Consider the following 25,512-nt stretch of genomic DNA (forward strand, 5'->3'; position numbering starts at 1 on the left):
GCCCGCGCCCGGGCCCGGCGAGCACGAGGAGCAGGCATGAGGTTGACCATCCTCGGGGGCGGCGGCTTCCGCGTCCCGCTGGTGTACGGCGCGCTGCTGCGCGACGCCGGCCGTCCACGGGTGGAGGAGGTCGTCCTGCACGACCTGTCGCCCGAGCGCCTGACCGCCGTCGGCCACGTCTGCGCCCAGCTCGCCGCCGGGCACGACGACGCGCCCCGCGTGCGCCTCACCACCGACCTGGACGAGGCCCTGCGCGACGCGGCGTTCGTCTTCTCCGCGATCCGCGTCGGCGGCCTGGAAGGGCGCACGGCGGACGAGCGGGTCGCGCTGGACCTGGGGCTGCTCGGCCAGGAGACCACGGGACCCGGCGGCGTCGCGTTCGGGCTGCGCACGATCCCGGTGGCCCTGCGCGTCGCCGAGCGCGTCGCCGCCGTGGCGCCCCGCGCGTGGGTCATCAACTTCACCAACCCGGCCGGCATGATCACCGAGGCCATGCAGCGGGTGCTGGGCGACCGCGTGATCGGCATCTGCGACTCCCCGCTGGGGCTGGTCCGGCGGGCGGCGCGGGCCCTCGGCGTGGAACCCGGCCGCGTGGCGGCCGACTACGCCGGGCTCAACCATCTCGGCTGGCTGCGGGGCCTGACCTACGAGGGCAGGGACGTGCTGCCCGACCTGCTCGCCGACGACGCCGCGCTCACGGGGGTGGAGGAGGCGCGGCTGTTCGGCGCCGACTGGGTGCGCTCGATCGGCGCGCTGCCCAACGAATACCTCTATTACTACTACTTCACCCGCGAGGCCGTGGCCGCCATCGGCGGCGCTCCGCGCACCCGGGGCGAGGCGCTGCTGGAGCAGCAGTCCCGGTTCTACGCCGCCGTCGCCCGCGAGCCCGGGCACGCCCTCGCCGAGTGGCGGCGGGCGCGCCGGGAGCGCGACGCCTCCTACATGGCCGAGACCCGCGACGCGGCGCAGGCGGGGGAGCGCGACGCGGCGGACCTCCAGGCGGGCGGGTACGAGGGCATCGCGCTCGCGCTCATGTCCGCCATCGCGCGGGGCGGCACCACCACCATGATCCTCAACGTGCGCAACGGCTCGGCGGTGGCCGGGCTGCCGCAGGAGGCGGTGGTGGAGGTGCCGTGCGTCGTGGACCCGGGCGGCGTGCGGCCCCTGGCGGCCCGCCCCCTGCACGGCCAGTTCCTCGGCCTGATCCAGCAGGTCAAGGCGGTCGAGCAGCTCGCTATCGAGGCGGCAGTCACCGGCTCGGCGCGCGTCGCCCTGCGGGCCTTCGCCGCACACCCGCTGGTCGACTCCGTCCCGGTGGCCCGCGCCCTTCTGGACGGCTACCGCACCCGCATCCCCGAACTGGCATCCGTCCTCCACCCGGCCGGGTAGCCCTCCGACCGCGCGGCGTGGGTCAGGCGGCCGGGCGTGCGGAGCCCAGCTCGGCGGCGAGGCCGCAGATGTCCACTCCGCCGGCGCGCAGCACGCGCAGTGCGGGGTTGGTGTGGTCGCAGAGCACGCCCCACAGCAGGTCCTCGCCGCGCACCGGCCCCGGCGCGCGCCAGGCGGCGACCTCGATCACCTTCCTGGCCTTGCCGGTGAGGACCAGATCGCCCGGAGGGCCGGACAGGGTCACCCGCAGGGGGCGCAGCCGGGCCCGGTGGAGCCTCCACAGCGCCGGGTCGCCGGAGGGCGCCGGCCCGCGCAGGCGGCGGCGCACCTCGTCCAGGTCGATGCCCAGCGTGGCGAGCAGGACGCGGTCGCGCGCGTCCTGATCGTCCGTGATCTCCATGACGGCCCGCGCCGCCTTCGGGGTCAGGGTGAAGGCGGTGGGGGGTCGTTCGAAGGGGCGGGTCTCGGTCAGGGCGAGGAGGAGGTGGACGTCGTCGACCGTCCGGTGTCCGGCGCCGGCGGCGAGCACGCCCGCCCGGGCCATGGCCCGCCGGGCCGCGGTCGTGTAGGTGTCCAGGGCGTTGGTCATTCGTGTTCCCCCGTCACGGGCGTGATGATCCGGCGCGCGTGCTTGCGGTGGGCGGTCTGCCGTTTGACGCCGAGGGCGGCGGCGATGGCCTCCCAGGACCATCCCTGGGCCCGGGCGTTGCCGACGTGCGCCGCCTCCACCTCCTCCAGCAGGCGGCGCAGGGCGGCCACGGCGGCCAGGCCGACGGCGGGGTCACGGCTGTCGACCGCCTCGGCGAGTCGGGTCGCTGTCGTCATGTACGTCAGCATAAGCTGACATATGGCTCTCTGTCAGCATCAGCTGACATCCCGATCGCGCGTCCGGGCCGACCCCCGCAGGCGCATGCCGGCGCGGGAACCCGGCCATGACGCGGGCATGACGTCCGCGTGACGCCGCCGCCGCGCCTGAGTTCCGCAAACGATGCGCAAGACCGGACGAATGCCCACAAACCCGGGTACATAGCGGGGAGGAACGGCGACGGGAGGGGCTGCTAACCAGACGATTCGCTTTCCGCGTGAGAGGTAGCGGAGCTATGGAGAGCGGCGACCGGCCCGCGATGCGGGTCGTTCTTCTGGGTGGCTTCCGGCTGCTTGCCGGAGACGAGCAGGTGACGGTCTCGGGCGGATCCGAACGCCTTCTGTCCTTCGTGGCCCTGTCAGGCCAGGCCGTCCCCCGCACGCTCATGGCCGGCCGGTTGTGGCCGGACAGGCCGGAGCGGCGCGCGTACGCGAGCCTGAGGTCCGCGCTGGCCAGGCTGGAGGACGCCGGGCGGCGGGCCCTGGACATCGCCGCGGGCGAGGTGCGCCTCAGCCAGGACGCCAGGGTCGACGTCGAGGAGGCGCGGGCGCTGGCCCGCCGCGTCCTGGACCCCGGGCTCGCCACGCCCGTGCGCGACCTCAGCGCCGACTCGGTGGAGACCCTGTCGGTGGACCTGCTCCCCGGCTGGTACGACGACTGGGCCGTCCAGGAGGCCGAGGAGTGGCACCAGCTGCGCCTGCACGCGCTGGAGGCGCTCGCCGACGACTTCGTCGCGGCGGGCAGGTTCGCCGACGCCGTCGCCGCCGCGGGCGTGGCCGTCCGGGCCGAGCCCCTGCGCGAGAGCTCCCACGCCGCGCTCATCCGCGCCCACCTGGCCGAGGGCAACCAGGCCGAGGCGCTGCGCGACTACGAGCGCTACGAGCAGCTCCTGGATGCCGAGATGGGGCTGCGTCCCACCGCGCTCGTCAGCGATCTCGTCGCCGGGCTGCGCGCGGTCGCTCAGCCCTGACGCCGGCGGGCGGGACGCTCGCCGGTCACGTCCGCGTCACGGTGCCGTGGCGGGCCGCCCGTAAGGCTGAGGTTCGACGCCACGAGGCCACCAGGAGCGTCCGAACGATCAGCATGGGTGGCCCGCGACGAAAGGATTCGGCCATGGTCAGCAAGCGTCGCCTGATGGTTCTGGGGCCGGCGGTCCTGTCGCTCGGCCTCTTGTCGGCAGGGGTCGCGCAGGCATCCGCCGCACAGCCCTCCCTCGCGCGGCCGGTGGTCGCCTCCGGCGCCGTCACGACGGCGAACCCGGACCTCTTCCCGCGTGACGCGAAGGACGAGGCCGACTTCAACCGGGGCTACACCGCCGGGCACGCCAGCGGGCGGACGGCCTGTCTGGCGTCGCTGCGCAGCTCGCAGGAGATGCCGAGCGTCGCCGGCGTCTCCGAGTTCTACAAGTCCGGCGTACGCCAGGGCTTCGCCGACGGGCTCGCCGTGTGCGAGGCCAACAAGAAGGCACCGGGGGAGACCCCCGGCGAGACCCCGGGGGAGACCCCTGGCGAGACGCCGGGTGAGGCGCCGGGCGAGGGCCTGCCTCCGCAGGGCGAGGAGCCCGGCGAGATCACTCCTCCGCGGTCACAGCAGGAGAAGCCCGGCCACAGCTCCGGATCGGAGAAGGGCCAGACCTCCGAGAAGCCGGGCAAGACCTCCCAGACCACCGGTGAGATCGGCGGCATCTCCCGCGAGCGCATCGCCACCGGCGGGATCTCGCAGCAGCCCCTCCAGAAGCCGATGACCGAGCGGTCCGGGGAGTAGCCCCGGCGGCCGGGACCGGACGAGGGACGCGGGCGGCCGCCCGTGTCCCTCCTGCCCGCCCCGGCGCTCAGCGCGCCAGGATGTCGTCCAGGTTGTAGCCGAGCGGCAGGTCGAGCTGGTCGTAGGTGCAGGACTCGGGGGTGCGGTCGGGGCGCCACCGGCGGAACTGCGCGGTGTGCCGGATCCTGTTCCCCTCCATCTGCCCGTAGGCGACCTCGACCACCAGGCGGGGCTCCAGCGGGATGAACGACAGGTCCTTGGTGGCGTTCCACCGGGAGATCGCGCCCGGCATGCGCTGGGTGGTGTTCTCGTCCTGCGACGTCCACGAGCTCCACGGGTGGGCGCTCAGATCGGTGAGAAGGTACGGCTTGAGCTCGTCGATCAGCTCGGCCCTGCGCTTCATCGGGAAGGACGCCGACACCCCCACGTGGTGCAGCACGCCCGCCGCGTCGTACAGGCCGAGCAGCAGCGACCCGACGATCGGGCCGGACTTGTGCTCGCGGTACCCGGCCACGACGCAGTCGGCGGTGCGCTCGTGCTTGACCTTCAGCATGGTGCGTTTGTCCGGCTCGTACGGCTGGTCGGCGCGTTTGGCGACGAGGCCGTCCAGCCCGGCGCCCTCGAACATCTCGAACCACTCCGCCGCCCGCTCGTCGTCGGCGGTGACCGGGGTCAGCCGGATCCGCGCGCCCGCCCCGGCCAGCGCCTCGACCAGGCGGGCGCGCCGCTCGGCGAACGGGGCCTCCATGAGGTTGTCGTCGCCGAGGGCGAGCAGGTCGAAGGCGATGAACGACGCCGGGGTGGCCTCGGCGAGCAGCCGGACCCGCGAGGCGGCCGGGTGGATGCGCTGCTGCAGGGCGTCGAAGTCCAGGATCTGACCCTTGCGCAGCACGATCTCGCCGTCGACCACACAGCGCTCGGGCAGCTCCCGCTTGACCGCCTCGATCAGCTCGGGGAAGTAGCGGTTGAACGGGCGCTCGTTGCGGCTGCCCAGGTACACCTCGTCGCCGTCGCGGAACACGATGCAGCGGAAGCCATCCCATTTCGGCTCGTACAGCATCGCCCCGTCCTGCGCGGGCACGCTCTTGATCGCCTTGGCGAGCATCGGCGCGACCGGCGGGACGACCGGCAGGCTCATCTCGGGGAACGTCGGTTCCTGCGGCGCTGGCATCACGGCTCCCGGGTGTACTTGCAGAAGAGGAAGCCATCTTCCTCAAGGACGTGCGCGAGGGCGAGGCGGACGAGCGAGGCGGGGCCGTTGAGGATGCGGGCGGCGTCCCCTCCGGTCAGGACCGGGCTGATCGTCAGGCACAGCTCGTCCACCTGCCCGGCCGCGGCGAGCTGGGCGTTCAGCCGGGGGCCGCCCTCGCACAGCACCCGGCCGAGGCCGCGCTCGCGCAGCGCCTCGACGGCCAGGGCGAGGTCGACGCGCTCGGCCCCCGCCACGATGACCTCGGCGTTCTCGGCGGCCTCCGCGCGGCGGCCGGCGGGCGCGCCCTCGGTGGTGATCACGATGGTGCGCGCGGTGGGCTCGGCCTCGGTGAACAGCGGCCCGCCGAGGTCCAGGTCCAGCTGGCGGGTCACGACGGCGACGGGCGGGACGGGCGGGCGTCCCTCGCGCAGCGCCGGCCACGACGGGCCCGGGCGGGCCGGGCCGTACCCCTCGGTGCGCACGGTGGAGGCCCCGGCCAGCACGACGTCCGCCAGCCCCCGCAGGACGTGGAAGACCCGGCGGTCGCCCGGCCCGGAGAGCCCCTTGGACACCCCTTTCAGCCAGGCGCCGCCGTCGGCTCCGGCGACCATGTTGAGGCGCAGCCAGTGGTCACGCGGGTAGGCGTAGGCCTCGGCGAGATCCACTTCGCCCGCGGGGGTGGGAAGGACGCGTCGCACGCTCTCTACCTTGGCACACGGGCCGGGTGGGGCGTGCGCGCGGCCCCATCGGCGCCGTCAGCGCCGCGCGGTGGAGCGCAGGACGCGTATCGAGCGGCCGGTCACCGGGACCGCGGCCCCCGGCTCCCACTTCTCGCCCGTGCGGTCGTCCCGGCAGGGCTCCTCGTCGGCGGTGTCCAGCACGGCCTGCCATCCGGGGGCGAACTCGGGGCCGGGCAGCGTGAAGGTGATGTGCTCGTGGTGGCCGTTCACCGCCAGCAGGAACGAGTCGTCGGTGATGCGCTCGCCGCGCGGCCCCGGCTCGCTGATCGCCTCCCCGTTGAGGAACACGGCCATCGCCTTGCCGAACCCGCTGTGCCAGTCGCCGGGCGTCATCTCCTTGCCCGAGGGGGTGAGCCAGACGATGTCCCCGAGGTCGCCGCGGTCGGCGCCGCCGGGCGCGCGGCCCTGGAAGAAGCGGCGGCGCCGGAACACCGGGTGGTCCCTGCGGAAGCGGGCCAGCGTCCTGACGAACTCCAGCAGGTCCTGCTCGTGCCGCAGGGTCGACCAGTCGACCCAGGAGACCTCGTTGTCCTGGCAGTAGGCGTTGTTATTGCCCCCCTGGGTGCGGCCGATCTCGTCGCCGTGCAGCAGCATCGGCACGCCCTGCGAGACGAACAGGGTGGTGAGCAGGTTGCGGCGTTGCCGCCGCCGCAGCCGGACGACCGCCGGGTCCTCGACCGGGCCCTCGGCGCCGCAGTTCCACGAGCGGTTGTCGTCGGTGCCGTCGCGGTTGTTCTCGGCGTTGGCCTCGTTGTGCTTGCGGTTGTAGGAGACCAGGTCGGTGAGGGGGAAGCCGTCGTGGCAGGTGACGAAGTTGATGGAGGCGACCGGGCGGCGCCCGCTGGAGGCGTACAGGTCGGAGGACCCGGCCAGGCGCGAGGCGAACTCCGGCAGCACCGAGGGGCTGCCCCGCCAGAAGTCGCGCACGCTGTCGCGGTACTTGCCGTTCCACTCGGTCCACAGCGGCGGGAAGTTGCCGACCTGGTACCCGCCCGGCCCGACGTCCCACGGCTCGGCGATCAGCTTGACCTGGGAGATCACCGGGTCCTGCTGGATGAGGTCGAAGAACGCCGACAGCCGGTCGACGTCGTGCAGCTCGCGGGCCAGGGCGGCGGCCAGGTCGAACCGGAAGCCGTCGACGTGCATCTCCATCACCCAGTAGCGCAGCGAGTCCATGATGAGCTGCAGCGCGTGGGGGGAGCGGACGTTCAGGGAGTTGCCGCAGCCGGTGTAGTCGAGCAGCAGGCGGCGGTCGCCGTCGATCAGGCGGTAGTAGGAGGCGTTGTCGATGCCGCGGTAGGCGAGGGTGGGCCCCATGTGGTCGCCCTCGGCGGTGTGGTTGTAGACGACGTCGAGGATCACCTCGATGCCGGCCTCGTGCAGGGCCTTGACCATGGCCTTGAACTCCAAGACCTGCTCGCCGCGCTGCCCCGAGCCGGAGTAGGCGTTGTGCGGGGCCAGGAAGGCGATGGTGTTGTAGCCCCAGTAGTTGGTGAGGCCGCGCGCCACCATGGCGTGCTCGGGCACGAACTGGTGCACCGGCATGAGCTCGACGGCGGTCACGCCCAGGCTCTTCAGGTGGTCGATCACGGCGGGGTGCGCCAGGCCGGCGTAGGTGCCGCGCTGGGCCTCGGGCACCTCGGGGTGGCGCATGGTGAGCCCGCGCACGTGCGCCTCGTAGATCACGGTCTCGTGGTACGGCGTGCGGGGCGGGCGGTCGTTGCCCCAGTCGAAGAACGGGTTGACGACGACGTTCTTCGGCATGTTCGGCGCGCTGTCCTCGGTGTTGCGCAGGCCGGGGTCGGAGAACTGGTAGGAGAACAGCGAGCGGTCCCAGCGGACCTCGCCCTCGATCGCCTTGGCGTAGGGGTCGAGGAGGAGCTTGGCGGGGTCGCAGCGGTGCCCGGCCGCCGGGGCGTACGGCCCGTGGACGCGGTAGCCGTAGCGCTGCCCGGGCAGGACGCCGGGCAGGTAGCCGTGCCAGACGAAGCCGTCGACCTCGGGGAGGTCGACGCGGCTCTCGTGGCCGTCGTCGTCGAAAAGGCAGAGCTCGACCCGCTCGGCGACCTCGGAGAAGAGCGAGAAGCTCGTTCCGACGCCGTCCCAGGTGGCGCCGAGGGGGTACGGCTCTCCCGGCCAGACCTCACGCATGTAGCCTCATTGTCGTCGTGGAACGGTCCGCGGTGCCGCTCGATCGCGTGCCTTGTCTCGCTCGTCTCCCTCTCATGTTCCGGTGCCTCGTGTCGCCTCCTTGAAGGCTCCGTCCGCGTCGTCGTGCGGGAAGTGCGGGGGTCATGCCTGCGTCCGGCTCTACCGTCGATAGTAGGGCCGGTGGTCCGAATTTCCAGACACTTCCGAGCAGGTGGGGGCGCTCGCCGGACGTCCGCGGGATCGGTGGCGGCGAACCCCGACTTCCGGGTCGCGGGCCAACAATGTACAACAAAACGGACAGCGGTGTATATACCGCTTTTACTATCCGTTAACCCGACAGATAGGATCAAGTCGGACGTGGCGCGGCCCCCGTGCGCCGGGTCGCGCGCGGGGGCCGCGGGCCGGGTCCCGGGTGGGGCTCAGCCGGCCAGTTCGGCGTTCAGAGTGATCGTGGTGCCGGCGAGGGCCTTGCTGACCGGGCAGTTGGCCTTGGCGTTCTCGGCGGCGGCCTGGAAGTCCTCCGCGGAGATGCCCGGGACCTGCGCCCGCACCGACAGCACGATGCCGGTGATGCCCTCGCCCGGCTGGAAGGTCACGTCGGCCCTGGTCTCGACGCTCTGCGGCGGCGTGCCGGCCTGGGCCAGGCCGTGCGACAGGGCCATCGAGAAGCAGGACGAGTGGGCGGCGGCGATCAGCTCCTCGGGGCTGGTCTTGCCGCCGGCCTGCTCGGCGCGCGAGGGCCAGGAGACCTCGAACCTCCCGGCCCCGGAGGTGTTCAGCGCGACGGTGCCATAGCCGTCCAGCAGCGCGCCCTTCCACTCCGTGGTCGCGGTACGTGTCGTCGCCATAGCGATCATCCCTTCGATCATGAGGTGATTCCTAGCCGAACCTACACGCGCTCCCGTCGCGCGTGACGCTCGGCTCGGACCACATCCTCCCGCCCGGCCGGTCCCCGCCGGGCCTTCCCCGGCTCGTGCCGCGAGGCGCCCGTCCCGAAAATGTTTTTCGTCTCATCCCAATCGCCGGGAAGAACGTGAACGACGCGACCCGACGCGTGCGGAAACTTCTCTAGAAAGCGGGGGCCCATAGCACATTGTCAAAATTGCCCTGACTTCTGGGGTGCGGTAGGGGTTGTGTGGGGTGTTGAATATGCCCCGAAGGTCCCATTGGAGAAGGGAGGTCCGGGACCGACGCCGGCCCTCCGGCGCCTGGAACCGCAGCCAGCGGATCGGCGTACCGGGAGGCGTAAGAAACAGTCGCAAGTGGTAAATGGAAAGGGGCCTACTATGGCCATCGCCGAAGGACGCACACCCCCCCTCGTCCGTGCCGGCTCCTCGGAGGTCACAGTCCCCGCCCAGTACATCTGGGCAACCGCACGTATCGCCCTGGGATGGGTCTTCCTGTGGCCGTTCCTCGACAAGCTGTTCGGCCTGGGGTACGCCACCCCGGCCGACCGCGCGTGGATCGCGGGCGGCAGCCCGACCACAGGATTCCTCAAGGGCGCCGGCGAGAACAGCCTCGGCGGGTTCTTCACCGGCCTCGCCGGGCACGCCTGGGTCGACTGGCTGTACATGCTCGGATCGCTGGGCATCGGCGGCGCGTTGATCGTCGGAGCCGGCGTGCGGATCGCCGCGATCACCGGCACCATGCTGCTGCTCATGCTGTGGGCGGCCCAGCTCCCGCTCGTCTACAACCCCTTCCTGGACGAGCACCTGCTCTACGCCATCGTGCTGATCGGCCTCGCGTCGGTCTCCGCCGGGGACACCTTCGGCATCGGCAGGTGGTGGGGCGAGACCGCCCTCGTGCACAGGTATCCCATCCTCAAGTGACCGATACCTGACGATCCTCGCAGTGCCCGTCGCGGACGGGCACTGCGGTACGACGCCCGGAACCCCGCTCCGGGCGTCACCCTCCGGCGACATGCATATCCCCAAAATCCCGATAAGTAGCGCGATAGGGTCGGCGCAGCGACGGTGGAGGCCGTCACCGGAGTTCCCGGGGGAGGGACGTCTGTGGACTTCGTGGCGACGATCGTCATCGTCGTCGCGATCCTCGTCCTGATCGGCCTGTTCTCGCTGGTCGCCAGGCGGCTGCTCGACCTGCGGTTCGGCCTGGTGCGGGCCTTCCTGGCCGGGGCGCTCGCCTACCTGCTGGCCGGGCCGCTCGCCCAGGCGCTCGCCGGGTCCGTCCCGCTGGGAAGCCCCGGCATCACGCCGCTGTGGTTCCTGATCCTCGCCATCGCCTGCGCGCTGCTCGCGGCCATGACGTTCCTCGCCATCGCCGAGGCCCTGGTGCCCACCGGGTCCGTGCCGGGCCCCATCGAGCTGGCCCGGTCGCTGCGCGGCAGGGTCGTGCGGTCGCGCCGCTACTTCGCCATCGTGCGCGTCCTGGTCCGCCACGGCCTCGGCCCGTACCTGCGCGGCCGGCGCCCGGACGTCGAGGCCCCCTCCGGGCGGGCGCGGCTCGCCCGGTCGCTGCGCGGCGCCCTGGACGACGCGGGCGTCACCTTCGTCAAGCTCGGCCAGATCCTCTCCACCCGCCCCGACCTGCTCTCACCCGAGTTCATCGACGAGCTGACCCTGCTGCGGGACAGGGCGGCGCCCGCGCCCTGGGACGAGGTCGAGAGCGTGCTCGCCGCCGAGCTGCCCGGCCCCGTCGAGGAGGTCTTCGCGGAGTTCGACCGCCGTCCGCTCGCCTCGGCGTCGATCGCCCAGGTCTACGCGGCGCGGCTGCGCTCGGGCGAACGGGTGGTGGTCAAGGTGCAGCGTCCCGGCATCGCCGACGTCGTGGAACGCGACCTCGACATCATGGCCAGGCTGGCCGGCTCGCTGGAGGTCCGCACGCGGTGGGGGCGCGCCCTCGGGGTGCGCGACCTGGTGCGCGGGTTCGCCGACGCGCTGCGCGAGGAGCTGGACTTCCGCATCGAGACGGCCAACATGACGGCGGTGGCGGCGGTCTCGGCCGGCACGGCGGTGCGCGTGCCCGCCGTCCACGCCCCGCTCTGCGGGCGACGGGTGCTCGTCATGGAACGCCTGGACGGCACCCCCCTCGGCGAGGACCCGGCCCCCTCCCGCGCCCACGCCGCGTCAGGGGAGCCCGCCGGTCGGCCGCCGGGCAGGCCGGAGACGACCCCCGCGGACGCCGGCCGCGCCGAGCTGGCCCGGACGCTGCTGGACGCGCTGCTCCGGCAGATCATGCTGGACGGCGTCTTCCACGCCGACCCCCATCCGGGCAACATCATGCTGCTGACCGACGGCCGGCTCGGCCTGCTGGACTTCGGGTCGGTGGGACGGCTCGACGCCTCCCTGCGGGCCTCCCTCCAGCGGCTGCTGCTTGCGATGGATCGCGGCGACCCCCTCGGCGTGTCCGACGCGTTGCTGGAGGTCGTCCCGCGCCCCGGCGAGATCGACGAGCCGCGCCTGGAACGCGAGCTGGGGCGCTTCATGGCCCGCCACATGAACCACGGCCCGGCGGGCGGCGTCCGGATGTTCACCGACCTGTTCCGGATCGTGTCCGGCCACGGCCTGGCCGTCCCGCCCGAGGTGGCGGCCGTCTTCCGGACGCTCGCCACCGTCGAGGGGACGCTCACCGGGCTGGCCCCCGGCTTCGACCTGATCGGCGAGGCGCGGGCGTTCGCCGCCCGGCACTTCGCCGAGCGGCGCGACCCCGCGGCGATGAGGAAGGCCGCCACCGACGAGCTCGCGGCCCTGCTGCCCATGCTGCGCAGGCTGCCCCGCCGCGTGGAGCGGATCGTCGGCGCGGCCGAGCAGGGCAGGCTCACCGTCAACGTCCGGCTGCTCGCCGACGAGCGCGACCGGCGGCACGTCACCGGGATGCTCCACCAGGTGCTGCTGACCGTCCTGGCCGCCACCACGGGCCTGATGGCCGTCCTGCTGCTCGGCGTCGAGTCGGGGCCGAAGGTGACCGGCGCGGTCACCCTCTACCAGCTCTTCGCCTACAACCTCCTGGTCGTCGCCGCCGTCCTGGCCCTGCGCGTCCTCGTCCTGATCTTCCGCCGCGATCCGTGACCGCCGCTACAGGGCTCCCTGGCCGGCGGACCGGGACGACGAGAGGCCGGTCGCCCCTGTTCTCGCGGTGATCAGTGGTAGGCGTGGACCACGGCATGGCCCTTGCCGCGGCCGATCAGCCAGCGGTTGACCGGCAGGGTCACCGTGAACGCGAGCGCCAGGGAGAAGGCGAGCGCGGCCCAGAACAGGACGGTGCCGAGTCCCGCGTCCATGGCGCCGGGCACGGCCACCATGACGGTGTTGTCGATGATCTCCATCACGGCGATGGACACGGTGTCGGCCGCGATCGCGACCTTCAGGGCCTGCCGCAGCGGCACGTTCGCACGAAGGACCCCGCGGACGGTGAGCGCGTAGCCGAAGACGAAGGCCAGCGCGATCGAGATCACCACCGTGGCGGCATTGTGCAGGCCGGCCGCGGTGCCGATCACCATGCCGAGCACCTCGCCGATGGCGCAGCCCGTCAGGCAGTGCAACGTCGCCTGGGCGGCCGTCCGCCACGAGGTCCTGGCGCCGCTTCCGTGGCGCTCGCCGTGCCCCCCGTGCCCCTCGGTTCCGTGTCCGGGGCTTTCGTGGTGAACGTGCGCGGAGTGGTCCATGACGTGTCTGCCTTTCCTAGCCGGTCGATGTGACCGGGTCTGCCCGAGATGCTTCTCTTCACACCCCTAGGGGGTATGGTAGCGTACCGCCGAGCGATACCCCCAGTAGGTAAATGAAAGGGACATCATGTGCACTGCGTGTGCTTGTGGCACCGAGGACCGGACCCCGGAGCCGGTCGCCGTCGCCGACGCCGACGAGAAGGCCGGTGACGAGTTCGCCGAGGCCGCGTCCTAGGCGATCGGGCGGTGGGCGCGTACTCATGCGCGCCCACCAGCGAACTTCCCGGAATACCTTATAGGGGTATGGTGTTCCCTACATAGAACGTCAACGGGGGGAGGCCGCGAGATGGCGGGATACAGCGGTACCAAGCAGGACCATATGCGGCGGCTGCGCAGGATCGAAGGTCAGGTGCGCGGCCTGCAGCGGATGGTCGAAGAGGACAAGTACTGCATCGACGTCCTCACACAGGTCTCGGCGAGCACGAGCGCCCTTCGATCCTTCGCGCTCGCCCTGTTGGAAGAGCACCTGGCGCACTGCGTCGCGGACGCCACCGCCAAGGGAGGCGACGAGGCCGCGCTCAAGGTCAAAGAGGCGTCCGACGCCATAGAGCGCCTCGTGCGCTCCTGAGATCGTTGAAATGCCCCGATCACCAGAGGAGGGAAAGAATGTCCTCGTTCACCGATGAAAGGCCGCCGGGCGCCGGCGGGTCGGTCGAGCTCTCGATCGGCGGCATGACCTGCGCGTCGTGTGCCAACCGCATCGAACGCAAGCTCAACAAACTCGACGGCGTGACGGCGACCGTCAACTACGCGACCGAGAAGGCCAAGGTCAGCTTCCCTGAGGGCCTGGATCCGCAGGCGTTGGTCGCCGAGGTGGAGAAGGCCGGGTACACCGCCGAACTGCCCGCTCCGCCCGCCCGGGAGGGCGAGCCGCAGACCGAGAGCACCGACGAGCCGGCTCCCCTGCGGCAGCGGCTCATCACGGCCGTCGTCCTGTCGGTCCCGGTCATCGCGATGGCCATGATCCCGGCGCTGCAGTTCTCCAACTGGCAGTGGCTGTCGCTCACCCTCGCCGCACCCGTCGTGGTGTACGCGGGATGGCCGTTCCACAAGGCCGCCTGGACGAACCTGCGCCACGGCGCCGCCACCATGGACACCCTGGTCTCGCTGGGCACGATCGCCGCGCTCGGCTGGTCGTTGTGGGCGCTGTTCCTCGGCCGGGCGGGCATGCCGGGCATGACCCACCCGTTCGCGTTCACCATCGAGCGCACCGACGGCTCGGGCAACATCTACCTGGAGGCCGCCGCGGGCGTGACGGCGTTCATCCTGGCGGGCCGCTACTTCGAGGCCCGCTCCAAGCGCCGGGCGGGCGCCGCGCTGCGGGCGCTGCTGGAACTGGGCGCCAAGGACGTCGCCGTGCTGCGCGGCGGCGCGGAGGTGCGCGTCCCCAGCGATCAACTGGTGGCCGGCGACCGGTTCGTCGTCAGGCCGGGGGAGAAGATCGCGACCGACGGCGTGGTCGAGGAGGGCTCCTCGGCGGTGGACGCCTCGATGCTGACCGGCGAGTCGGTCCCGGTGGAGGTCGGCCCCGGTGACGCGGTGACCGGCGCGACCGTCAACGCGGGCGGGCGGCTGGTCGTGCGCGCCACCCGCGTCGGGTCCGACACGCAGCTCGCGCAGATGGCCAGGCTGGTGGAGGAGGCGCAGACCGGCAAGGCCGCAGTGCAGAGGCTCGCCGACCGCATCTCGGGGGTGTTCGTCCCTGTCGTGATCGCGCTCGCGCTCGGCACGCTCGGATTCTGGCTGGGCGCCGGCGCCGGCCCCGCGGCCGCCTTCACCGCGGCGGTCGCCGTGCTGATCATCGCCTGCCCGTGCGCCCTCGGCCTCGCGACGCCCACGGCCCTGCTCGTCGGCACCGGCAGGGGCGCCCAGCTCGGCATCCTCATCAAGGGTCCCGAGGTGCTGGAATCCACGCGGGCGGTCGACACGGTCGTCCTGGACAAGACCGGCACCGTGACCGAGGGCAAGATGTCGCTGGCCGAGATCCACGTGGCCGAGGGCGAGGACGAGACCGAGGTGCTCCGCCTCGCCGGCGCGCTGGAGCACGCCTCCGAACACCCCATCGCCCAGGCCGTCGCACGGAGCGCGGCGGAGCGGACGGGCCGGCTGCCCGCGCCGGAGGAGTTCGCCAATATCGAAGGGCTCGGCGTCCAGGGAATCGTCGACGGGCACGCCGTGCTGGTCGGCCGCCGGCGGCTGCTGGAGGAGTGGTCCCAGCGTCTTCCGGCCGACCTGGAGCGCGCCGCCCACGCCGCCGAGGCGGCCGGCCGTACCGCCGTCGCCGTGGGATGGGACGGCCGGGCCCGCGCGGTCCTGGTCGTCGCCGACACCGTCAAAGCCACCAGCGGGCAGGCCGTACGGGACCTGCGGGCCCTCGGCCTCACGCCCGTCCTGCTGACCGGCGACAACGAGGCGGTCGCCCGCACGGTGGCCGCCGAGGTCGGCATCGAGGAGGTCATCGCCGAGGTGCTCCCCGCGGACAAGGTCGACGTCGTCAAGCGCCTGCAGTCCGAGGGCCGTACGGTCGCGATGGTGGGGGACGGCGTCAACGACGCCGCCGCGCTCGCTCAGGCCGACCTGGGCCTGGCCATGGGAACCGGCACCGACGCCGCCATCGAGGCGTCCGACCTGACCCTGGTGCGCGGCGACCTGCGGGTGGCCGCGGACGCCATCCGCCTGTCCCGCCGCACTCTCGCCACCATCAAGGGCAACCTGTTCTGGGCCTTCGCCTACAACGTCGCCGCCCTGCCCTTGGCGGCCGCGGGCCTCCTCAACCCGATGATCGCCGGCGCCGCCATGGCCTTCTCGTCGGTCTTCGTGGTGACCAACAGCCTGCGCCTGCGCCGCTTCACCTGAACGACACGGCGGACGCGCGGACGATGCCCGCCGGGCCGGGGCACGGTGGCCCGGCCCGGCGGGCATCCGGTCAGGCGGCCTTCTCGGCCTCTGTCAGTGAGGTGAGAAGCTGGTCGCGGGCCCGGGCCACCCGGGAGCGTACGGTGCCGACCGGGCAGCCGATCAGTTCCGCCGCCTCGGAGTAGGGGAGGCCGAGGAGTTGGGTGAGGACGAAGGCCGCGCGCCGGTCGCCGGGAACCTTGTCCAGCAGGTCGGCGAGCGCCACGCCGTCATCCGCGCCGGGCAGGCCGCGCGGCTGGCGTCGTTCGGCGGCGAACTGCCAGTCGGGGACGTCGGCGATGACCGGGCGCGCCGCCGCCATGCGGAAGCGGTCGATGACGACCCGGCGGACGATGGACAGGAGCCAGGTGCGGGCGGAGGAACGTCCGGCGAACCCGGGCAGGCTGCCCAAGATGCGCACGAACGACTCCTGGGTGAGGTCCTCGGCCGATTGGGGGTCGGTCAGGTAGGTGGTGAACCGCTGGACATCCGGATAGATCTCGCGGGTGAAGGCCTCGATGTCGGCGGGGCCTCCTTCGCGCGCGGCCAGGGCGAGGACCGTCAGGCGCCGGTCCTCGTCGGGGGTGCGGTGCCGGGTGCCGGCAGAAGTCATGGTGATCGTTCCTTACCGTCGTGGGGAGTGCGCTCCGGGCGCGTTCGGGCGCGGGACGGCGGCCGGGCGGGTCCGGCTCGGTCCGGAGGGCACGGTGAGGAGAGCGGCTTGCCGCGGAAGGTGTCAGGCGGCCTGCGACGGAGGGGCACGTCCGATCACCACGTGCCGGAGCGCGGCGGAGCGGAGGGACGACGGCGTGGAGACGGGGATCCGGCGGTCGCGCGGTGAAACGGGCGGATCCGCGAGCGGCATGGTCAGGAGACGGACGGCGAGGCGGCGCAGCATCGCCCAGAGAGCGGCCTCGCCGCGTGACAGCCACAAGGCGGTCATCACGATGGCCCACCCGTGCGTCAGCGCCATTCCGAGGTCGGGGACCAGCTTCGCGTGCGTGTGGCCGGTCGCCTCGGCCAGAGGAGGCAGAAGCGGTGCGGTGGAGAACAGCACGTGCAGCGCCGCCTGCGCTCCGGTCAGCAGCGCGAGCACCGCCCCGGTGCCTCTTTCGCGGCCGGTCGCCGGCAGTGCCGCCGCCAGCGCGACGACCGCGCCCAGTACCGCGGTGCGCGGGGAGACGGTGCCTCCGCCGGCCAGGTGCCCGACGGCGCTCAGCCCGAGGCAGACCACGGCGAAGGCCACGGCGCGGGCCAGGCGCAACGTCAGCCCGGCGGTCACGGCGCGAAAAGACGCTCGTGGACGGTACGCGGGCCGGAGACGCGACGTGGCGGCGCGTGAGCCGGCGTGGTGATCAGTGCGACGGGTGAACCGGATGAACCCGATAAGCCGGATAAGTGCGACGGAGAAGCCAACACGGACTCCAGGGGAAAGATCCCGGACGACTGCCGGGCATGACCGGACCGGCGCCGCGCGAAGACGCGTGGTGCCTGCTCACGGTGATCGGCCGGCCTTAAGGCTCAGCCGATGATCGCCGGGGGTCCGCGCCGGTGGATCGCGGCCGGGACGGTCCACGCGGGCCGGGGCTGAGGGAACGAGACGGGCACGGCGGGCGGGGCGGGCGGGGTGGTCCGGCCGGCCGTGGTGAACAGCCATCGGAGCACGGGGAACGGAGCCGTGGCCCACAGGCGCAGCATGAGCCACGCCGCCTGTTCGCCCCGGTACAGCCACCATCCCGACGCCATGGCGACCATGAGGTGGGCCAGCGTCATGCCGAAGGTGCGGTGACCGTGCTCGGTCCCGAGAGCGGTCGGCACGGAATGAGTGGTCCAGCCGAATACTTCGTGGAGCGAGATCTGGGCCACGGCCGACGCGGCGAGCACCACCTCGGGCTCGCGCTCACGTCCGTTGATCGCGTATGCCAGCCCCATGGTGCCGGCGAGCCCGGCGAGCAGAACCGCGGGGTCGACGCCGCCGCCTCCGGCGAAGGCGTGCCCTGCCGTGGAAAGGAAGAGGCACACCGTCGCGAACACGGCGGCCCGTGCCAGGCGCAGCAGCGGCTCCTCTGCGGACACAACCGACATACTGTCAGCCGTCCGCAGCGCTGAGAAGTCCCCGGGCGGACGGCACGACCACGGCCCTGATCAACCGGCGCCCGGAACACGGATCGGGCGCCGTCGTGGCGGCCATGACGGGGAACGCGGGCGTCACCCCTGTGTTCTCCATCATGGCCGTCCTCGTCGCTCCCCAGCGTTGCTTCACTAGTCGGACGTGATCGCCGGAGAGTTCCCGGCGAACGGTCCACGATCCGCCGTGGATCGCTCATCCAGGTCGTGACATCCTCGCTCCCATGGAGGTACGCGTTCGTCGTATGACCTTGCGCCTGCTCTCGGTGTTCCGGAGCTCACGCCTCGCCTACGACTCGACCGACACCTGTATCGCGACCATCGTTCACGATGGCGTGGCCGGTCACGGGGAGGGGACGCCCGCCTGGGCACACGGCGAGACCCTGGACGAGGTCATCGACGCGGTCGCGGCGCAGGGCGAGAGAATACTCGGACCCGGCCTGTCCGATCCCGGGAAGGTCCTTGACCGGATAGCGGGGTGGGAGGCGCCGGTGGGCGCCCGGATGGCCCTCGACGGCGCGGTGCGTGACTGGCTCGGCCGGTCCGCCGGGCAGCCGACCTGGCGGATGCTCGGCGTGCCTCGCACCCTGACGGAGCCGACGGGGTACACGATCGGGATCGCCGGCCTGGAGGAGACCCTGGCGGCGGTGGTGAACGCTCCGCCCGTGGGCGCGCTGAAAATGAAGGTGCGCGGCGCCGACGATCTCGATCGGCTGATCGCCGTCCGGGAAGTGACCGCCCTTCCGGTCCGGATCGACGCCAATGAGGCGTGGGATTTCGATACGGCCCGAGAGCTGACCCCGCACCTGCGCGGCCTCGACATCCAGCTCATCGAGCAGCCTTTTCCCGCGGAAGCGGTCGACGCCTACCGCCGTTACCAGGAGCTGCCGGACCGGCTGCCGGTCTTCCTGGACGAGGGCTGCACCGACGTGGCCAGTGTCCACTCCGCGCGAGGGCTCGCCGACGGCGTCGTGGTCAAACTGGCCAAGTCAGGGGGCGTCCGGGCCACCCGCAGGGTGATGGAGACCGCACGGCGGCTCGGCCTGTCGGTGATGCTCAGCTGCAACTGCGAGTCCGAGCTGGCACTGAGTCAGGCGGCGCTGCTGGCGCCCCTGGCCGACCGGATAGATCTCGACAGCCAGTTCCTCTTGCGCGACCCGCCCTTCCGGGGACTGGGACTCGACCGCGGGCGGATCGTCCTCGGGGACGCCCCCGGTCTCGGGGTCGTGTCCCGGGAAGACGACTCGGCCCTCGGGTCCGGATCGGCCGCGCGAATCTGACCCATCCCGCGCGGAGGCCGATCTCGTCACGGGCCCAGGAACTTTCCCGGCTCTCCGGACGACCGACTCTTCGCCGGCCGGCACGGTGTCGCCATAGGGTCTCCTCGGCGAGCGTGGGCCCGGTCGTCGCGGACGAGATCGGACGGGGAGGTCGCGGGTGGACTGGTATGAGGTATCGGATCGGCTCGCTCGGGCGGCCTCGGCCGCTCACCGCGGCTCGGCCGGCTGATGGCGACGCCGGCTCCGTCCCGGTCGGGGGTGCGCGTCGGCCGACGAGGGACCCCGCGTGGTCGCACCCTGACGGGTGCTCGCCTCGCGGTGCTGGTGGGCGGCTTCCTGGTCAACGTCGGTTCGTTCTCGGTCTATCCGTACATGGCCGTGCTGCTCCGTGAGCGGATGGACATGAGGATGGCGCAGGTCGGCGTGGTGCTCGGGCTGGCGACCCTGGTGCAGTTCGCCGGCGCACCGGTCACCGCGGCGGTGGCCGAGCGGGTGGGATTGCAGCGATCCCTGGTCGTCGCCTTGGTCTTGTACAGTCTCGGCGGCGGGGCCTTCCTCGCGGGAGAGGGCATCCCGGCGCTCACCATCGCGGGCCTGCTCCTCATCTCCGGGGGCGGGTCACTCTATTCGCCGGCGTACCGCAGCTACCTGGTTCACGGCGCCGGCAGCGAGCAGCGGCCCCGGCTGGTGTCCGCGGGGAACGCCGCCGGGAACCTCGGCATCGCGCTCGGGCCGGTGGTGGGCGCTCTGCTCATCCAGCGTCCGGGCGAGATGTTCGCCGTCGTCACGGCCGTCTACACCGGCGTGGCGGTCGGGCACGTCTTCCTGCGCCGGGAGCGGCGCGCCGAGGACGCCCCGGCGGTGGAGCCGTTCCGGCGGATGCTGCATGGCCTGGCGGTGCCGCCTTTCGTGGTCACCGCCCTGACCTTCTGCGTGCACATGCAGTTCTACCAGTACCTTTCCAGCTACGCCCAGGGCCGGGTGGACACCCTGATCTTCGGCGTGGCCATGATGGGATATTCCCTCATCCTGGTGCTCGTTCAGCCACTGGTGGCACAGCGGGTCGAGCGGATGGGCTATCCGGCCGCGATGGCGATCGGGTTCGGCTGCCTGGCGGCGGGGATGGTCGCCTTCGCCGGCGGGAACGGTCTCACGATCATGGCCGGGGTCGCCGCGATCAGCGTCGGCAGCGCGGTGCTGTTCCTCAAGAACGACCTCGAAGCGCTGGCCAGGTCGAGACGGTCGGCGACCGTGGTCTTCGGCCAGCAGCGGCTGGCCATCGGCGTCGGCTCCTTCCTCAGCGGCGTGGTCGGGGGCACCGTGTACGGGCTGTTCGAGCGCGGCGGGTACCTCCCGGGGTTCTGGCTGGTCGTGGCCGCGCAGTGCGTCCTTTACCCGGTGCTCATGTCGGCGGGGAGACGGTGGGCGGGCCGGCGTGGCCCCGCGCCCGAGTCGTCCACCTGATCAGCGCGGGCCCGCGGACCCGCGTCGCGCCCAGGACATGGCCGACCACGGTGGGGCCAGCTCATCGAGGGAAGTGATCTCGGTAGGCGCGAGCGTGCCCGCGTCCGTGGCCTCACGGTGGCGGGTGAAGACCTGCTCGACGTAGCGGTGCCCGGTGTCGGCTCCGACCACCAGGTGCACCCGCTCCGGATGACGCCGGGCCTCCCACCGCGCGGCGAGGTATGCCGCGCCGGTGGAGAGCCCGGCGAAGACGGCGTGCGCGCGCATCAGCGCGATCGTGCCGGCCATGGCGTGGTGGAAGGTCATCCAGTGGATCCGGTCGTAGAGCTCGTGGCGGACGTTGTCGAAGGGGATGGCGCTGCCGATGCCGGCGATGATGGCCTCCGGGTCCGAGAACCGTTCGCTGCCGAAGCTCACGCTGCCGAAGGGCTGGATCCCGACCAGCCGGGCCGAGGGATCCTCCTCCCGCATCGGCCGGATCAGGCCGGCGCTCGACGCGCCCGTGCCGACGCCGGCGACCAGCGTGAGAGAGGCGTCGGGGAGGGCCGTCCGCACCAGCGCCGCCATCTCGGCGTACCCGTGACAGTGCACCGGGTCGTGGTACTGGCGCATCCAGTGCATGCCGGGGTCGCTTCCCAGGAGTTCCTGGACCCGGGCCACCCTCCGGTGCTGATCGAGCCGCAGGTTCTCCTCAGGGGGCATCTGGTCCACGGTGGCGCCGAGGATCTCCAGTTGCGACCGGATGGCCGGGGTCACCGTGGTCGACGCGACGATGTGGCAGCGCAGTCCGTAGCGGTGGCAGACCATGGCGAGGGCGAGTGCGTAGATGCCGCTGGAGCTGTCGACAAGGGTGTCACCCGGGCGTACGGTTCCCGCTTTCAGCAGCGCCTGTACCGCCCCGAGAGCGGCGTAGATCTTCAGGGTCTCGAAGCGGGCGAGGACCATGTTCTCCGACAGGCGGATGAGGCTCGGAGCCTTGACGGCGTCGGTGACATGGGAGTGCAGCAGCGGCGTGCTCGTCGATGTGCCCATGGACGGCATGGCGGATCGCTCCTCGGCGTGCTCGATCGGGTCGGGGTGGGCCGTGGCGGTGGACGCACGATGACGCGCCTTCCTGGCCGACGGGAACGTCGGCGCGGTGTCCCCGCCAGACGGGGGGGAGGACGGTCACGTTCTCGGCGAGAGGGTCAAGGCTCCGGCTTCCTTGGCCCCTAGGTGGTCGCCCTGGCGGTGGGGTTAGTTCCGGATCTATGGAAAAGATCTAGGAATCGCCGCTGGCGGGCGCTATAGGCGGATGGTGAGGTGATGGGGTAGTTCGTTGGGTGTCCGGTAATCGCGTCGGGCGCGGTTTCTCTGCGCTGGGGGGAACTTTTTCGCGCCGCCGCGCGACCTGTGGTGCGTAGGTCGTCACAGGAGTCGGAGCTGCCGGTGGACTGGTTCGAGGACGACACGTTCTGGGCGGACTTCTCCGGGGTGTTGTTCGCGCCGGAACGCCTGGTACAGGCACGGAGGTGGGTGGCGTCCTCCCCGCTGCTGGACCTGCCGCCCGGAACCACGGTGCTCGACCTGGGCTGCGGCCCGGGCACCTATGCCGTGCCTCTCGCCGAGCGGGGCGCCCAGGTCACGGGCGTGGACCTCAGCGCGGTGATGCTGGACCGCGCCCGGGAGGCGGCCAGGACGGCCGGTCTGACGGTCCGCCTGGTCCGCGCCGACATGCGGGAGTTCGTCGAACCGAACTACTACGACCTGATCATCAGCATGTACACCTCATTCGGGTACTTCCCCGACCCGGCGCAGAACCAGCGCGTACTTCGCAACGCGTGGCAGAGCCTGGTGCCCGGCGGGCGGCTGCTGATGGACCTGTTCAGCAAGGAGATCTTCGCCCGGTGGGCCGGCACCCCGAAGGTGGTCGAGGTCGACGGAGGTGCCCTGTTCATGCGGGACACCATCCTGGACGACTGGACCCGGTTCCGCAGTGACTGGACCCTCGTGCGGGGGGACACCGCCCGGCACGGGTTCTTCGAGCAGTTCGTCTACAGCGCCGCCGAGATCCGCTCCATGCTGGCCGCCGCCGGATTCACCGACATCCTCTGCTTCGGGGGCTTCGCCGGGGAGCCCTACGACGACAACGCCAAGCGGCTGGTCGTGCGGGCGACCCGTCCGCTGGGAGCCGAGGAGACCCGGCCGTGACCATCGTGCTCCTGGAGGCGCTCACTTTCGGTCTCGCCCGCCTGCGGGACGCCGCCGCCGAGGCCGGACACCGGCTGTGCCTGCTCACCGGCAACCGGTCGGCGTACTCGTACGAACTCGGCCGCCTTCGTCCAGAGGACCTGGACGTGGTCGACGTGGACACCACCGACGTGCGCGCCTGCGCCGCGGTCCTCGAACGGATTCCCGACCTGGCCGGGCTGGTCAACTCCACCGACACCTGGATGCTCCCCGGGGCGGAACTGGCCGGACGGTTCGGCCTGGCCACCCTTGGCCTCGACGTCGCCCGTGTCCTGCGGGACAAGGCCGAGGTCCGCACCCTGCTGCACCGGGCAGGGCTGAGCCGGGCGGGCGCGACCCGGGTGAAGGCGACGCCCGAAGCGGTCATCGAAGCCGTCTCGGCGATCGGCTACCCCGTGATCGTGAAGGACTCGGCGGGCACGTCCTCCCGCGCGGTCTGGCTGATCCGCGACGACGACGAGCGCGACCGGGCCGCCCGCGAGGTCACGGAGGCCACCCTGATGGGCGCTCACCTCGTGACCGAGCCGTACTTCCCCGGCCCCGTCTACAGTGCCGAGACGGTCGGCTGGCAGGGGCGCACGAGGTTGCTCGGCGTCGGCGTGCACATCCACACCCCGGAGCCGGTCCGGCGAGAGGAAGCCGTCGCCTTCCCGGTGACGTTCCCCAAGGGCGAGTCGGACCGCCTGGAGACCTGGATCGGCGAGGTCCTTGACGCGGTCGGGTTCTCCTCCGGCGTCGCCCACACCGAGTTCGCCCAGACCCCGGACGGTCCCGAGGTCGTGGAGATCAACGGCCGGATCGCCGGCGCGGTCATCGGGGAGATGATGTGCCGCTCCCTGCGCGTGAACGTGTACGCCGCCGTCATCGACGCCGCGCTGGGCCGTAGACCCCGGCTGCTGGACGCGCCGCTGACCTCTGGGCGGGGTTACGGCATGACCTTCCTGCACCCGCCGGCCTCGGGCCGGCTCGCCGGCTGGCGGGGCACCGAACGGCTGCCGCTCTTCCCCGGCTCCCCTGAGTTCTTCCCGACCGCCCAGGCCGGGGACCGAATCGTCCACCTCGCCGACCAGCGGGGCTGCACCGCCCTCGTGATGGCCGGGGGAGCCACCGCCGAACTGGGCCTGTACAACTCGCTGGCCGCCGCCGGCACCGTCACGCACGACATGCGACCGCTGGACTGACCCGGACAGGAGCGCCCCATGAGCGAGTACGGACCCGAGACCTATGGCGAGCGCAACGCCGACGTCTACGACGAGTGGCACGCCGACCTCGACCCGGCCGACGCCGTGCGCCGCCTGGCCGAGCTGATCAAGGAAGGGCCGGCGGGCCCGGTCCTCGAACTCGCCGTGGGGACCGGCCGGGTCACCATCCCCCTGGCCGAGCACGGATTCGACCTGCGAGGCATCGACGCCTCCGAGGCGATGGTCGCCCGCCTGCGGGCCAAACCCGGTGGCGAGCGGATCCCCGTCACCATCGGCGACATGGTCGACGTCGACCCGGACACCACGGACCGGTTCGCCATGATCTTCGTCGTCTTCACCACCTTCTTCTTCCTCCTGACCCAGGAGGACCAGGTGCGCTGCTTCGCCAACGTCGCCCGGCGCCTCCTCCCGGGCGGACGCTTCGTCCTGGAGTGCCTGGTGCCCGACCTCGCCCGCTACCAGCGCAACCAGAGCGTCGACGCCCACCGGGTCGACCGCGACCACGTACGCCTGGTCGCGGTCCGCCACGACCCGATCGGCCAGCGTTTCGAAGGACAGCACATCCTCATCACCGACGAGGGGATCCGGCTGGCCCCCGTCTCCATGCGCTACGCCTGGCCGTCCGAACTCGACTTGATGGCCCGCCTCGCCGGGCTGGGACTTCGCCACCGCTGGGGCGGCTGGCGCCGCGAACCGTACCTCGGCACCGGCGCCCACGTCACCGTCTACGAGAAGCCGGCCGAGCCCGTCGCCTGACCGGCGGCCGGTCCGAGGCGGATCGCGGGGGTCGCCGCGAGCAGGGCCCGGGTGTAGGGGTGACGAGGGGACGTGGTCACCTCCAGGGTCGGGCCCTGCTCGACGACACGGCCGTCGCGCATGACCGCGACCCGATCCGTGAGCTGCCGGACCACGGCGAGATCGTGGGTGATGAACAGGCAGGCCAGACCGAGCCGGTCCCGTAGATCGCCCAGCAGGTTGAGCACCTTCGCCTGCACCGAGACGTCGAGCGCGGTGACGGGTTCGTCGCACACGAGCAGGCGGGGCCCCAGGGCGAGCGCCCGGGCGATCGCCACCCGCTGCCGCTGCCCCCCGGACAGCCGCCGCGGGCGGCGCTCGCCCACCTCGGCATCGAGCCCGACGAGGTCGAGCAGCTCGTCCACGCGCGCCGACCGGGACCGGGAGTCGCCGATCCGGTGGATCTGGAGCGGCTCGGCGAGGGCTTGCCGTACCGTCTGCCGGGGACTGAGGGTGAGATACGGGTCCTGGAACACCATCTGGACGTGCCGCCGATGCGCCCGCAGCGCGCGGCCACGGAGGGCGTGCACGTCCACCCCGGCGAAGCGCACCACGCCCGCGCTGGGCCGGGCGAGCCCGGTGATGACGCGCGCGAGCGTCGTCTTGCCGCAGCCCGACTCGCCGACCAGCCCGACGATCTCGCCCGCGTCGACGCGCATGGTGACGTCCTCGACCACGGTCACGGGGTGCCGGGGACCGAGGTAGCCGGCGGTGAGCCCTTCGACCTCCAGCATG

At 72.2% G+C, this 25,512-nt stretch carries 24 protein-coding genes; 12 read left to right on the top strand and 12 right to left on the bottom strand.

Annotated features, from left to right (window positions below; all coding sequences use genetic code 11):
- Nucleotides 1-36: 36 nt before the first annotated feature.
- Nucleotides 37-1,389: a 6-phospho-beta-glucosidase gene (locus BJ982_RS21435; RefSeq protein WP_184882735.1), complete on the top strand. Its 1,353-nt coding sequence runs from the start codon at nucleotides 37-39 to the stop codon at nucleotides 1,387-1,389.
- A 22-nt stretch (nucleotides 1,390-1,411) separates the two neighbouring features.
- Here the strand turns inward: BJ982_RS21435 and BJ982_RS21440 are convergent, their stop codons facing one another.
- Nucleotides 1,412-1,978: a Clp protease N-terminal domain-containing protein gene (locus BJ982_RS21440; protein ID WP_184882737.1), complete on the bottom strand. Its 567-nt coding sequence runs from the start codon at nucleotides 1,976-1,978 to the stop codon at nucleotides 1,412-1,414.
- Nucleotides 1,975-2,214 (bottom strand): helix-turn-helix domain-containing protein, encoded by a 240-nt coding sequence (locus BJ982_RS21445; protein ID WP_184882739.1) that lies wholly within the window; start codon nucleotides 2,212-2,214, stop codon nucleotides 1,975-1,977. Before BJ982_RS21445 ends, BJ982_RS21440 begins: the two co-directional genes overlap by 4 nt.
- 275 nt (nucleotides 2,215-2,489) lie before the next feature.
- Here BJ982_RS21445 and BJ982_RS21450 point away from each other — a divergent pair, with 275 nt between their 5' ends.
- On the top strand, nucleotides 2,490-3,224 hold the full coding sequence (locus BJ982_RS21450; protein WP_184882741.1) for an AfsR/SARP family transcriptional regulator: 735 nt from the start codon (nucleotides 2,490-2,492) through the stop codon (nucleotides 3,222-3,224).
- 143 nt (nucleotides 3,225-3,367) lie between these two features.
- Complete coding sequence (locus BJ982_RS21455; RefSeq protein ID WP_184882743.1) at nucleotides 3,368-4,018, top strand: hypothetical protein; 651 nt, start codon at nucleotides 3,368-3,370, stop codon at nucleotides 4,016-4,018.
- Nucleotides 4,019-4,085: 67 nt separating this feature from the next.
- Here the strand turns inward: BJ982_RS21455 and BJ982_RS21460 are convergent, their stop codons facing one another.
- The 4 genes from BJ982_RS21460 to BJ982_RS21475 all read right to left on the bottom strand — a co-directional run bounded on the left by BJ982_RS21460 (nucleotide 4,086) and on the right by BJ982_RS21475 (nucleotide 8,949).
- A complete protein-coding gene (locus tag BJ982_RS21460; RefSeq protein WP_239122808.1) occupies nucleotides 4,086-5,189 on the bottom strand; it encodes an ATP-dependent DNA ligase in 1,104 nt (367 codons plus the stop codon).
- Nucleotides 5,189-5,908: a pyrimidine reductase family protein gene (locus tag BJ982_RS21465; RefSeq protein WP_239122806.1), complete on the bottom strand. Its 720-nt coding sequence runs from the start codon at nucleotides 5,906-5,908 to the stop codon at nucleotides 5,189-5,191. The genes BJ982_RS21460 and BJ982_RS21465 overlap by 1 nt, the downstream gene beginning before the upstream one ends.
- Before the next feature lie 57 nt (nucleotides 5,909-5,965).
- Nucleotides 5,966-8,101 carry a glycogen debranching protein GlgX gene (gene glgX, locus BJ982_RS21470; RefSeq protein WP_184882745.1) on the bottom strand — a complete coding sequence of 712 codons (2,136 nt, stop codon included), beginning with the start codon at nucleotides 8,099-8,101 and terminating at the stop codon, nucleotides 5,966-5,968.
- Between the two features lie 419 nt (nucleotides 8,102-8,520).
- A complete protein-coding gene (locus BJ982_RS21475) occupies nucleotides 8,521-8,949 on the bottom strand; it encodes an OsmC family peroxiredoxin (protein ID WP_184882747.1) in 429 nt (142 codons plus the stop codon).
- A gap of 438 nt (nucleotides 8,950-9,387) precedes the next feature.
- On the opposite strand from BJ982_RS21475, the gene BJ982_RS21480 reads away from it, so the two are divergent.
- Entirely contained in the window at nucleotides 9,388-9,930 is a 543-nt protein-coding gene (locus BJ982_RS21480; RefSeq protein ID WP_184882749.1) for a hypothetical protein, read from the top strand.
- Nucleotides 9,931-10,113: 183 nt separating this feature from the next.
- On the top strand, nucleotides 10,114-12,129 hold the full coding sequence (locus BJ982_RS21485) for an ABC1 kinase family protein (protein WP_203958917.1): 2,016 nt from the start codon (nucleotides 10,114-10,116) through the stop codon (nucleotides 12,127-12,129).
- A gap of 71 nt (nucleotides 12,130-12,200) precedes the next feature.
- Here the strand turns inward: BJ982_RS21485 and BJ982_RS21490 are convergent, their stop codons facing one another.
- Nucleotides 12,201-12,725, bottom strand: a complete 525-nt coding sequence (locus tag BJ982_RS21490; protein ID WP_184882751.1) for a DUF4396 domain-containing protein — start codon at nucleotides 12,723-12,725, stop codon at nucleotides 12,201-12,203.
- 346 nt (nucleotides 12,726-13,071) lie between these two features.
- Between BJ982_RS21490 and BJ982_RS21495 the strand changes: the two genes are divergently transcribed.
- On the top strand, nucleotides 13,072-13,353 hold the full coding sequence (locus BJ982_RS21495) for a metal-sensitive transcriptional regulator (RefSeq protein ID WP_184882753.1): 282 nt from the start codon (nucleotides 13,072-13,074) through the stop codon (nucleotides 13,351-13,353).
- A 38-nt stretch (nucleotides 13,354-13,391) separates the two neighbouring features.
- On the top strand, nucleotides 13,392-15,641 hold the full coding sequence (locus BJ982_RS21500; RefSeq protein WP_184882755.1) for a heavy metal translocating P-type ATPase: 2,250 nt from the start codon (nucleotides 13,392-13,394) through the stop codon (nucleotides 15,639-15,641).
- A 70-nt stretch (nucleotides 15,642-15,711) separates the two neighbouring features.
- On the opposite strand, the gene BJ982_RS21505 is transcribed toward BJ982_RS21500, so the two are convergent.
- The 3 genes from BJ982_RS21505 to BJ982_RS21515 form a co-directional block, all read right to left on the bottom strand.
- A complete protein-coding gene (locus BJ982_RS21505; RefSeq protein ID WP_184882757.1) occupies nucleotides 15,712-16,293 on the bottom strand; it encodes a sigma-70 family RNA polymerase sigma factor in 582 nt (193 codons plus the stop codon).
- Nucleotides 16,294-16,416: 123 nt separating this feature from the next.
- The gene (locus BJ982_RS21510; RefSeq protein WP_184882759.1) at nucleotides 16,417-16,962 is read right to left on the bottom strand and encodes an MFS transporter; all 546 of its coding nucleotides are present in this window, start codon (nucleotides 16,960-16,962) and stop codon (nucleotides 16,417-16,419) included.
- Nucleotides 16,963-17,201: 239 nt separating this feature from the next.
- Entirely contained in the window at nucleotides 17,202-17,756 is a 555-nt protein-coding gene (locus BJ982_RS21515) for a hypothetical protein (protein ID WP_184882761.1), read from the bottom strand.
- Nucleotides 17,757-18,031: 275 nt separating this feature from the next.
- Here BJ982_RS21515 and BJ982_RS21520 point away from each other — a divergent pair, with 275 nt between their 5' ends.
- Nucleotides 18,032-19,087, top strand: coding sequence for an enolase C-terminal domain-like protein (locus tag BJ982_RS21520; protein WP_184882763.1), 1,056 nt, complete (start codon nucleotides 18,032-18,034; stop codon nucleotides 19,085-19,087).
- Between the two features lie 318 nt (nucleotides 19,088-19,405).
- Nucleotides 19,406-20,551 (top strand): MFS transporter, encoded by a 1,146-nt coding sequence (locus BJ982_RS21525; RefSeq protein ID WP_203958916.1) that lies wholly within the window; start codon nucleotides 19,406-19,408, stop codon nucleotides 20,549-20,551.
- Here the strand turns inward: BJ982_RS21525 and BJ982_RS21530 are convergent, their stop codons facing one another.
- Entirely contained in the window at nucleotides 20,552-21,556 is a 1,005-nt protein-coding gene (locus BJ982_RS21530; protein ID WP_203958946.1) for a pyridoxal-phosphate dependent enzyme, read from the bottom strand.
- 423 nt (nucleotides 21,557-21,979) lie between these two features.
- Here BJ982_RS21530 and BJ982_RS21535 point away from each other — a divergent pair, with 423 nt between their 5' ends.
- The 3 genes from BJ982_RS21535 to BJ982_RS21545 are packed head-to-tail and all read left to right on the top strand — an operon-like array spanning nucleotide 21,980 to nucleotide 24,738.
- Nucleotides 21,980-22,741 (top strand): class I SAM-dependent methyltransferase, encoded by a 762-nt coding sequence (locus tag BJ982_RS21535; RefSeq protein ID WP_184882769.1) that lies wholly within the window; start codon nucleotides 21,980-21,982, stop codon nucleotides 22,739-22,741.
- Nucleotides 22,738-23,961 carry an ATP-grasp domain-containing protein gene (locus BJ982_RS21540; protein ID WP_184882771.1) on the top strand — a complete coding sequence of 408 codons (1,224 nt, stop codon included), beginning with the start codon at nucleotides 22,738-22,740 and terminating at the stop codon, nucleotides 23,959-23,961. The genes BJ982_RS21535 and BJ982_RS21540 overlap by 4 nt, the downstream gene beginning before the upstream one ends.
- 18 nt (nucleotides 23,962-23,979) lie before the next feature.
- The gene (locus BJ982_RS21545; RefSeq protein WP_184882773.1) at nucleotides 23,980-24,738 is read left to right on the top strand and encodes a class I SAM-dependent DNA methyltransferase; all 759 of its coding nucleotides are present in this window, start codon (nucleotides 23,980-23,982) and stop codon (nucleotides 24,736-24,738) included.
- Here BJ982_RS21545 and BJ982_RS21550 read toward each other — a convergent pair.
- Nucleotides 24,708-25,511 carry an ATP-binding cassette domain-containing protein gene (locus BJ982_RS21550; protein WP_184882775.1) on the bottom strand — a complete coding sequence of 268 codons (804 nt, stop codon included), beginning with the start codon at nucleotides 25,509-25,511 and terminating at the stop codon, nucleotides 24,708-24,710. The two genes, BJ982_RS21545 and BJ982_RS21550, sit on opposite strands and share 31 nt — an antisense overlap.
- Nucleotide 25,512 lies beyond the last annotated feature (1 nt).

Origin of the sequence: Sphaerisporangium siamense (genome assembly GCF_014205275.1) — a bacterium.
GTDB classification, from domain to species: domain Bacteria; phylum Actinomycetota; class Actinomycetes; order Streptosporangiales; family Streptosporangiaceae; genus Sphaerisporangium; species Sphaerisporangium siamense.

Coding starts and splice junctions, on each gene's coding strand:
- glgX (WP_184882745.1), bottom strand. CDS start 8,101: ATGCGTGAGGTCTGGCCGGGAGAGCCGTACCCCCTCGGCGCCACCTGG.
- BJ982_RS21520 (WP_184882763.1), top strand. CDS start 18,032: ATGGAGGTACGCGTTCGTCGTATGACCTTGCGCCTGCTCTCGGTGTTC.
- BJ982_RS21455 (WP_184882743.1), top strand. CDS start 3,368: ATGGTCAGCAAGCGTCGCCTGATGGTTCTGGGGCCGGCGGTCCTGTCG.
- BJ982_RS21545 (WP_184882773.1), top strand. CDS start 23,980: ATGAGCGAGTACGGACCCGAGACCTATGGCGAGCGCAACGCCGACGTC.
- BJ982_RS21490 (WP_184882751.1), bottom strand. CDS start 12,725: ATGGACCACTCCGCGCACGTTCACCACGAAAGCCCCGGACACGGAACC.
- BJ982_RS21550 (WP_184882775.1), bottom strand. CDS start 25,511: ATGCTGGAGGTCGAAGGGCTCACCGCCGGCTACCTCGGTCCCCGGCAC.
- BJ982_RS21440 (WP_184882737.1), bottom strand. CDS start 1,978: ATGACCAACGCCCTGGACACCTACACGACCGCGGCCCGGCGGGCCATG.
- BJ982_RS21495 (WP_184882753.1), top strand. CDS start 13,072: ATGGCGGGATACAGCGGTACCAAGCAGGACCATATGCGGCGGCTGCGC.
- BJ982_RS21445 (WP_184882739.1), bottom strand. CDS start 2,214: ATGACGACAGCGACCCGACTCGCCGAGGCGGTCGACAGCCGTGACCCC.
- BJ982_RS21435 (WP_184882735.1), top strand. CDS start 37: ATGAGGTTGACCATCCTCGGGGGCGGCGGCTTCCGCGTCCCGCTGGTG.
- BJ982_RS21450 (WP_184882741.1), top strand. CDS start 2,490: ATGGAGAGCGGCGACCGGCCCGCGATGCGGGTCGTTCTTCTGGGTGGC.
- BJ982_RS21480 (WP_184882749.1), top strand. CDS start 9,388: ATGGCCATCGCCGAAGGACGCACACCCCCCCTCGTCCGTGCCGGCTCC.
- BJ982_RS21500 (WP_184882755.1), top strand. CDS start 13,392: ATGTCCTCGTTCACCGATGAAAGGCCGCCGGGCGCCGGCGGGTCGGTC.
- BJ982_RS21505 (WP_184882757.1), bottom strand. CDS start 16,293: ATGACTTCTGCCGGCACCCGGCACCGCACCCCCGACGAGGACCGGCGC.
- BJ982_RS21460 (WP_239122808.1), bottom strand. CDS start 5,189: ATGCCAGCGCCGCAGGAACCGACGTTCCCCGAGATGAGCCTGCCGGTC.
- BJ982_RS21475 (WP_184882747.1), bottom strand. CDS start 8,949: ATGGCGACGACACGTACCGCGACCACGGAGTGGAAGGGCGCGCTGCTG.